Origin of the sequence: Sulfitobacter sp. HI0129, from assembly GCF_001635395.1 — a bacterium.
Taxonomy (GTDB): domain Bacteria; phylum Pseudomonadota; class Alphaproteobacteria; order Rhodobacterales; family Rhodobacteraceae; genus Sulfitobacter.
In genome coordinates this window covers 1-7,244 of record NZ_LWGH01000285.1, presented here as the reverse complement: position 1 = coordinate 7,244, position 7,244 = coordinate 1, and the positions used below count along the sequence as shown (strand labels likewise).

Below are 7,244 nucleotides of genomic sequence, written 5' to 3'. Positions count from 1 at the left end.
ATAGCGCAAAAGATGAGCACGAACCCCCCAAATCTGCGCCCCGACCTGGCCCCCAAGGCCCGGATCGGCGATCCCGCCCGCCCCGGTCAGCCGACGATCGGCATGGTTTCCCTCGGCTGTCCGAAAGCCCTGGTGGATTCCGAAAGGATCCTCACCCGGCTGCGCGCCGAAGGTTACGGGGTATCGCCGGACTATGCGGGGGCCGACGCGGTGATCGTGAACACCTGCGGCTTTCTCGATTCAGCCAAGGCGGAATCGCTGGATGCCATCGGTGAGGCGCTGACGGAGAACGGGCGTGTCATCGTTACCGGATGCCTCGGGGCGGAGCCTGATTACATCCGCGAACACCACCCGAAGATCCTTGCCGTGACGGGCCCGCACCAATACGAACAGGTGCTGGACGCCGTACATGGGGCCGTGCCGCCCCGGCCCGATCCGTTCATCGACCTGATGCCGAAACAGGCGGTCAGTCTCACCCCACGTCATTACAGTTACCTCAAGATTTCAGAGGGTTGCAATCATAAGTGCAAGTTCTGCATTATCCCCGATATGCGCGGGCGTTTGCAGTCCCGCCCGGCACATGCGGTTCTGCGGGAAGCTGAAAAGCTGGTGGAAAGCGGCGTGCGGGAACTGCTGGTCATTTCGCAGGACACCTCCGCCTACGGGGTCGATATCAAGCACGCCGAAGACCGCGGCCATCGCGCGCATATCACCGATCTTGCGCGCGACCTTGGATCGCTCGGGGCTTGGGTTCGGCTGCATTACGTCTATCCCTATCCGCATGTGCGCCAGCTTATCCCGCTGATGGCCGACGGGCAGAGCGGCGTTCTGCCCTATCTCGACATTCCTTTCCAGCATGCCCATCCGGAGGTGCTCAGGCGGATGGCGCGGCCCGCTGCCGCCGCGAAAACGCTGGATGAGATCGCGGCCTGGCGCGCGATCTGCCCCGATCTGACGTTGCGTTCCACTTTCATCGTCGGCTACCCGGGAGAGACTGAAGCAGAGTTTCAGGTCCTTCTGGACTGGCTGGATGAGGCGCAGCTCGACCGTGTGGGCTGCTTTCAGTACGAAAACGTGGCGGGTGCCCGCTCAAACGATCTACCGGATCACGTCCCCGACGAGGTAAAACAGGATCGCTGGGACAGGTTCATGGCCAAGGCACAGGCCATTTCCGAAGCCAAGCTTGCAGCGAAAGTCGGCCGCCGCATCGAAGTCATCGTGGATGAGGTGGAGGAGGACGCCGCCACATGCCGGACAAAGGCCGACGCCCCCGAGATCGACGGTAACCTCTTCATCGACGAAGGGCACGAAACGCTGCGCGTCGGTGACATCGTCACGGTAGAGGTCGAGGAAGCAGGCGAATACGATCTGTGGGGTCGCCGGGTCTGACTTCGCCCCTGTCACAGAACATTGCCGCCCCTAGATATAGGGGTCCAGCGCAGCGAAAACACAACGACCTTGAATTTGTTCCCTAAACGTTCTATATGCGAAAGAACGAAACGGAGAACGGTCAATGTCTTTCCAGCCCCAGTTTCCCGGCATCTTCGATGCCCCCGTCGCAAAGAACGCAGCGGCTGAAGATGCCGCCACCCCCGACGCCCTGCCCGCGACCGAAAAGCAGATCCATTATGCGCAGGCGCTGGCCCTCAAGACCGGCGTGAAGTTCCCCGCCGATCTGGCCCGGAACCGCGCGGCCCTGTCCCGGTGGATCGATGCGCAAAAGTCCGCCCCCGCATGCAAGTTCACCAACTACCCGTCGTCCAAACAGGTGGCCTTTGCCGAGCGGATCGCCCGGCTCAAAAGGCAGCAAATTCCCCCCGAATGTTTCCGGGACCGGACGATGATGTCGCGCTGGATCGACGGCAACAAACCGCGCTGAGCGCACTTTACTCAAGGTCAGATCTGGCAAGTTTCCGCGAAAAGATTAGGTCGCTTTTCATGGCCTATCCCACTTCCATCGCCGAAACGGTCGCAGACGGCACGGTGCATGTGCTGGGGCTGGCATTTGCCATTCCCGCCAGCATCTTGCTGCTGCTCCATGCCTCGCAAACCGGGGCCCCGGTGACGGCGACGGCGCTTTACGTGGGCAGCATTCTGCTGTCTTTCGTGGCCTCCGCCATTTACCATCTGCTGCCTTTCGACAGGACGCGCCCCTTTCTGGGCCGGATCGACCATGCGGCGATCTACTTCAAGATCGCCGGGACCTATACACCGCTCGTGGTGCTGATCGGGTCGGGCTTTGCCTATGGCATCCTGGGCGTGATCTGGACGCTTGCGGTGATCGGTGCGGTGGCGAAGCTCTGGTTCTGGCGGCTCGATGCGCGTGGCTCGCTTGCGCTCTATCTCGGGATGGGTTGGCTCAGCGTGCTGCTTGTCTGGCCCATGTGGGAACGTCTGCCGGGAACGGCGCTCGGCCTTATCGCGGCGGGCGGATTGATCTATTCGCTCGGTACGATCATCTATGCGCACGCCGGGATGCGCTATCAGAACGCGATCTGGCACGGTTTCGTCCTGACCGCCTCCGCCGCCTTCTTCGCGGCCATCGCGATCAGTCTGCAGCCCGTATGATCTGACAAAGGCTACCTTGTGTCGCCCGCCAGAGTGTCCAGATAGGCCCGCACGCAACTTTGCACGTGGCGAAACCTGTCGCCGCCCAGATGTTTGCCCCCATACCAACGGGTTACGACGACAAGGTGATCCTCCAACCCTTCGCGTTCCAGCATCCGCAGGATGACCATTCCCGCACCGCTTTCGCCGTCATCCGCCTTGGCGGCACCCCCGTCCGACAGGATTGCGCCCCAGGTGTTATGGGTGGCCTTGCTGTAGGGTTTGCGCCCTGCGAGTTCCGCGACAACTGCATCGATCTGCCCCCGGTCGGCGACAGTGGCACCGGAAACCGCATAGCGCGATCCCCGGTCAGACAGAACGACGCCCAGTTCGCGCAACACGCCCCGCGCCGGATCAAAGACCGGCTGCAGTGCGTCTCACGGTATCGAGGCGGGATGCGTTGGGCGGATGGGTCCCGAGGAACTTGTCACCCGGATCGGGGATGCGCGCGAAGAATTCGGCCCCGCGCAACGGATCATACCCCGCGCGCGCGGTGATGATGGTGCCCAGCGCGTCGGCCTCCAGTTCGAAATTTTTGGAATAGCTCCGCGCCCCGACCTGCGCGCCCAGCCGCTGAGCCGATTGCACGGCGGAGGCATTGCCGCCGCTCAACGTCGCCAGCCCGGCGAAGATCACGGCACCGGCCACGGCATTCTGCTGCTGCCTGTCGATATGACCCGCGATATGGTGCGCGGCCTCATGGCCCATCACAAAAGCCAGTTCATCCGCGTTGCGGGCGTCAGAGATCAGCCCCAGCGTGAAGGCGATCACCGGTCGACCGGCGCGATCGACGGTCTGGTAGGCGTTGGCGGGCTGGTTCGGGCGGTCATCCACCACGATGTTGAAATCGCAGTTGATCTGCGATGTGCGCGCGCGGCACTCGCGCTCCGCCACGGGTTCGACCGTGCGCACCACGCTGACGAATGTACGTGCGGCCTCGGCGGTGGACAGGGTGTTGGGCCGCTGGTCCGGGCGGGACGCGGGGGCGGGCACAGGGGCCGGTTGGCCACCGGTCGGCACCGGCTGTTGCGGCACCGGCGCCACGTCACAGGCCGCGAGCAATCCGGTAGTTGCCAGCGCGGCCAGTACGGTCCTCATCATCGGGCGGTCCTCCATCGGTATCTCTGGCGCTCAAACTAACACGCCCGTCGAGGGCCGCCACCCCGTTCACGGCGATTTCACCCAGCCGCTTGCATTGATCCGCCGAAGGCATAGTCTGCCCCCATGTTTACCATCGAGCACGAATTCGACGCCACCGTGATCACCCTGATCGACGAAGGGGAATCCCCGCTTCGGGAAGATGTGACCGTGCATGCCTTCGACAGCGAGGTCACGTTCGAGCAATGGGACCCGAGGACAGATCGGGTCGCCAAAATCACCTTGTCCCCGGCCCAGTTGCGTGATCTGGCTGCGGCATTGAATCTTCCCGAAGGCACCTATCGCAGCGCGCCCTGAGCACAGGACATTCCCATGGCCACAGGCACAAACATTCGCACCTATTACGAGGGCACTTGGCACGAAGGCGATGTACCCATCATGAAGGCGGCCGATCACGGCGCCTGGCTGGGGACGACGGTCTTCGACGGGGCGCGAATGGTCGATGGGCTGGCGCCGGACCTGCAGGCGCATTGCGCCCGGGTGAACCGCTCTGCCGCCGCGCTGATGATCACGCCGACCGTGACCACCGATGATATCGTCGCCATCGCGCGCGATGGCCTCGCGCGGTTCCCGAAGGAGGCGGCGGTCTACATTCGCCCCATGTACTGGGCGATAGAGGGCGGCGATCTGGGCATCGTGCCGAAGGAAGGCGCCACCGGCTTCGCCCTCTGCCTCGAAGAGATCCCCATGGCCCCTCCCGAGGCCGCCACCACGCTGACGCGCACCCGTTTCCGCCGCCCGGTGCTGGAGGACAACGTGGTCAACGCCAAGGCCGGGTGCCTCTATCCCAACAATGCCCGCATGATGGTCGAGGCGCGCGCCAAGGGCTTCGGCAACGCTCTGGTGGCGGACGCGGCGGGCAACGTGGCCGAAACCGCCTCCGCCAATGTCTTCATGGTCCGCGATGGAGAGGTCTTTACCCCCATTCCCAACGGCACATTCCTTGCCGGGATCACCCGGGCGCGTCATATCGCCAACATGCGCGCCGACGGAATGACGGTGCATGAATCCGTGCTGTCCTTCGATGATTTCCACGCCGCGGACGAAGTTTTCCTGTCCGGCAACATGATGAAGGTCACGCCGGTCAGCGCCTTCGATGAAACGCGCTATGGCACCGGTGCCAATCAGAACCCTGTCACCCGCCGGGTACGAGAGATGTACTGGGACTGGGCCGCCTCCTCCGACGCTGCCGGAAGCTGATACGACGGGCCACGGCAACTGACGCGCGGGAGCCATTGCCAGCCGGTGCCCGGCGCGCCATTATCGCCGCGGCCCTTTTCGGAGTACGACATGCGGAAGTTTCTGGTGGTGCTGGACGACAGCACGGAATGTCTGAACGCGATGCGGTTCGCGGCCCTGCGCGCGGCGCGCACGGGGGGCGGTGTCGCGGTTCTCTCCGTCATTCCGCCGGATGAATTCAATCATTGGATCGGCGTTGGCGAGGTGATGCGCGAAGAGGCCCGCGAAAGGATCGAGGTACATTTCGAGGTTTTCGCCAAGTGGATGCGCGACAAGCAGGGTGTGGAGCCGGAGCTTGTCATCCGCGAAGGCGTGCCTGCGGACGAGATCGTCCAACAGGTGATGGACGATACCGAGATTGGCGTTCTCGTGCTGGGCGCCAGTTCGGACAAGAAAAAAGGCCCCGGCCCGCTGGTAACCCAGTTGTCCCGCAATGCGGGCACGCTGCCCGTCCCCATTACCATCGTGCCGGGCAATCTCAGCAAGGAACGGCTGGAAGCGATCACCTGATCAGGCGCGCCGTCCCTGAGGGCGGCGCGACCGGGCGTCAGGCAGCGAGGCCGGGTTCGACCGCCAGCGGCTGGGACGCGGGCACGACCGGAGGCGTGCCTGCCTTGCGCACACTACGGATGAGAACGGGTGTGAAAACGACCGCTGCTGCTGCCAGTGCCGCCACCGGAAGGAACCACATGACCGTGCCCGCGGTGAAGGTCTGCGGCGTCAGCGCCGCCTTCACGAGAAAGCCCAGACCGACGGGTGCCATCATCGTCAGCGTCACGCAGAACAGCATGCTGAGACCGGGAAGGCGCGTCCAGCGGGCGGGCACGGGACGGCGATGCGCGGCGAACCCCGCGGCAAACAGAAGCGTGCTGGCGGACAGCACACCCAAACCAAGCAATATGTCCATGATATGATCCAGAAAAGATGCAGCGCAGCCGCTTTGGCCATCGGGCCGGACGACTCATGCATCGATGGCTGCTATTTACCCTGTAATGCACTGCGCTCAAAGCGAATTATTCAGCCCGGGCCCGCCATTCGGCGCTGCGGCGCCTATTGCGGGACCAGCTTTTAGAATCGTTCCAAACCTTGACTCGTCATGGCATGCTGCGCATATCAGTCGCATCCCGATGCAAGGAATAGAACAATGTTCATACAAACAGAATCCACGCCGAATCCGGCGACGCTGAAGTTCCTGCCGGGCCAGACCGTGCTTGAGATGGGAACCGCTGACTTCCCCTCCCCCGATGCGGCGGATGCCTCTCCGCTCGCGACCCGGCTTTTCGCCGTCGACGGTGTGGCCGGGGTGTTCTTCGGCAATGATTTCGTCACCGTGACCAAAGCCGACAATGTCGAATGGGACCATATCAAACCCGCTCTGCTCGGTGCGATCATGGAGCATTTCCAATCCGGTCAACCGGTCATGGCTTCGGGTCATGAACATGCCTCCGGCCACGCGGCCCATGACGGCGAAGACGGTGAGATCGTCGGCCAGATCAAGGAACTGCTGGACAGCCGGGTCCGCCCCGCCGTGGCGCAGGACGGGGGCGACATCACGTTCCATGGCTTCGAGCGCGGTGTCGTCTATCTGCACATGCAGGGTGCCTGCGCGGGTTGCCCCTCTTCCACGCTGACGCTGAAGATGGGCATCGAGAACCTGCTGCGGCACTACATCCCCGAGGTCACAGAGGTGCGTCCGGTTGCCTGACGCGCCGCTTATCCTCGCTTTCGACACATCGGCCGCGCATTGCGCGGCCGCTTTGCTCTCCGGCGACCGGATCATCGAAAGCGCGCGGGAAGAGATGGCGAAGGGTCAGGCCGAACGGCTGATGGGCCTTTGTGCAGAACTGTTGAACGCGGCAGGCGCAGCCTATGGCGACCTTTCCGCGATCGGAGTAGGGATCGGGCCGGGGAATTTTACCGGCATTCGCATTTCAGTGGCGGCGGCCCGCGGTCTGGCCTTGGGGCTAGGCAGACCCGCGGTGGGAGTTTCCGCCTTCGAGGCGCTGCGCTACGGGCATGAAGGCCCCTGTGTCTGTGCCGTGGATGCGCGCCGGGGACAGTTGTTCGTGCAGGGTTTTGGCAATCCGCATCTGGCAGAACCCGCGCTGCTGGACGAAGGCAACCTGCCCCCGTTCGACGGGCCGTTGATCGGGGCGACCGGACAGGCCCCCGCCCATGGGGTGGCCGAGGCCACCGCACGTGTCGCCGCCACCCGCTACCGCGATGCGCCGCCCCGGCCC

The 7,244-nt window shown here is 63.8% G+C and carries 11 protein-coding genes; 8 read left to right on the top strand and 3 right to left on the bottom strand.

Going from position 1 to position 7,244, the window contains the following annotated elements; all coding sequences use genetic code 11:
* Positions 1-12: 12 nt before the first annotated feature.
* The 3 genes from rimO to trhA all read left to right on the top strand — a co-directional run bounded on the left by rimO (position 13) and on the right by trhA (position 2,568).
* A complete protein-coding gene (gene rimO, locus A3764_RS06200) occupies positions 13-1,389 on the top strand; it encodes a 30S ribosomal protein S12 methylthiotransferase RimO (RefSeq protein WP_067951329.1) in 1,377 nt (458 codons plus the stop codon).
* Positions 1,390-1,513: 124 nt separating this feature from the next.
* The gene (locus A3764_RS06195) at positions 1,514-1,879 is read left to right on the top strand and encodes a hypothetical protein (protein ID WP_236628069.1); all 366 of its coding nucleotides are present in this window, start codon (positions 1,514-1,516) and stop codon (positions 1,877-1,879) included.
* Between the two features lie 59 nt (positions 1,880-1,938).
* Entirely contained in the window at positions 1,939-2,568 is a 630-nt protein-coding gene (gene trhA / locus A3764_RS06190) for a PAQR family membrane homeostasis protein TrhA (protein WP_067919226.1), read from the top strand.
* 11 nt (positions 2,569-2,579) lie between these two features.
* Here the strand turns inward: trhA and A3764_RS06185 are convergent, their stop codons facing one another.
* Both A3764_RS06185 and A3764_RS06180 read right to left on the bottom strand, forming a co-directional pair.
* Positions 2,580-2,945 (bottom strand): YigZ family protein, encoded by a 366-nt coding sequence (locus tag A3764_RS06185; protein ID WP_067919238.1) that lies wholly within the window; start codon positions 2,943-2,945, stop codon positions 2,580-2,582.
* Positions 2,946-2,961: 16 nt separating this feature from the next.
* Entirely contained in the window at positions 2,962-3,708 is a 747-nt protein-coding gene (locus tag A3764_RS06180) for a M48 family metalloprotease (RefSeq protein WP_082857942.1), read from the bottom strand.
* Between the two features lie 123 nt (positions 3,709-3,831).
* Between A3764_RS06180 and A3764_RS06175 the strand changes: the two genes are divergently transcribed.
* From A3764_RS06175 to A3764_RS06165, 3 genes are all read left to right on the top strand, one after another.
* Positions 3,832-4,062 (top strand): hypothetical protein, encoded by a 231-nt coding sequence (locus tag A3764_RS06175; protein ID WP_067919224.1) that lies wholly within the window; start codon positions 3,832-3,834, stop codon positions 4,060-4,062.
* 15 nt (positions 4,063-4,077) lie between these two features.
* On the top strand, positions 4,078-4,965 hold the full coding sequence (locus A3764_RS06170; RefSeq protein WP_067919222.1) for a branched-chain amino acid aminotransferase: 888 nt from the start codon (positions 4,078-4,080) through the stop codon (positions 4,963-4,965).
* Positions 4,966-5,055: 90 nt separating this feature from the next.
* The gene (locus A3764_RS06165) at positions 5,056-5,514 is read left to right on the top strand and encodes a universal stress protein (protein WP_067919219.1); all 459 of its coding nucleotides are present in this window, start codon (positions 5,056-5,058) and stop codon (positions 5,512-5,514) included.
* 37 nt (positions 5,515-5,551) lie between these two features.
* Here A3764_RS06165 and A3764_RS06160 read toward each other — a convergent pair whose 3' ends face one another.
* On the bottom strand, positions 5,552-5,911 hold the full coding sequence (locus A3764_RS06160) for a hypothetical protein (protein WP_067919217.1): 360 nt from the start codon (positions 5,909-5,911) through the stop codon (positions 5,552-5,554).
* 237 nt (positions 5,912-6,148) lie between these two features.
* Between A3764_RS06160 and A3764_RS06155 the strand changes: the two genes are divergently transcribed.
* Both A3764_RS06155 and tsaB read left to right on the top strand, forming a co-directional pair.
* Entirely contained in the window at positions 6,149-6,709 is a 561-nt protein-coding gene (locus A3764_RS06155; RefSeq protein WP_067919216.1) for a NifU family protein, read from the top strand.
* Positions 6,702-7,244 (top strand): tRNA (adenosine(37)-N6)-threonylcarbamoyltransferase complex dimerization subunit type 1 TsaB (gene tsaB, locus A3764_RS06150; RefSeq protein WP_067951326.1); only part of this gene is annotated, 543 nt, incomplete at its 3' end. The genes A3764_RS06155 and tsaB, both read left to right, overlap by 8 nt.

Excerpts from the sequence above, each read along its gene's own strand:
- rimO (WP_067951329.1), top strand. The coding sequence starts at position 13 with ATGAGCACGAACCCCCCAAATCTGCGCCCCGACCTGGCCCCCAAGGCC.
- A3764_RS06195 (WP_236628069.1), top strand. The coding sequence starts at position 1,514 with ATGTCTTTCCAGCCCCAGTTTCCCGGCATCTTCGATGCCCCCGTCGCA.
- trhA (WP_067919226.1), top strand. The coding sequence starts at position 1,939 with ATGGCCTATCCCACTTCCATCGCCGAAACGGTCGCAGACGGCACGGTG.
- A3764_RS06180 (WP_082857942.1), bottom strand. The coding sequence starts at position 3,708 with ATGATGAGGACCGTACTGGCCGCGCTGGCAACTACCGGATTGCTCGCG.
- A3764_RS06175 (WP_067919224.1), top strand. The coding sequence starts at position 3,832 with ATGTTTACCATCGAGCACGAATTCGACGCCACCGTGATCACCCTGATC.
- A3764_RS06170 (WP_067919222.1), top strand. The coding sequence starts at position 4,078 with ATGGCCACAGGCACAAACATTCGCACCTATTACGAGGGCACTTGGCAC.
- A3764_RS06165 (WP_067919219.1), top strand. The coding sequence starts at position 5,056 with ATGCGGAAGTTTCTGGTGGTGCTGGACGACAGCACGGAATGTCTGAAC.
- A3764_RS06160 (WP_067919217.1), bottom strand. The coding sequence starts at position 5,911 with ATGGACATATTGCTTGGTTTGGGTGTGCTGTCCGCCAGCACGCTTCTG.
- A3764_RS06155 (WP_067919216.1), top strand. The coding sequence starts at position 6,149 with ATGTTCATACAAACAGAATCCACGCCGAATCCGGCGACGCTGAAGTTC.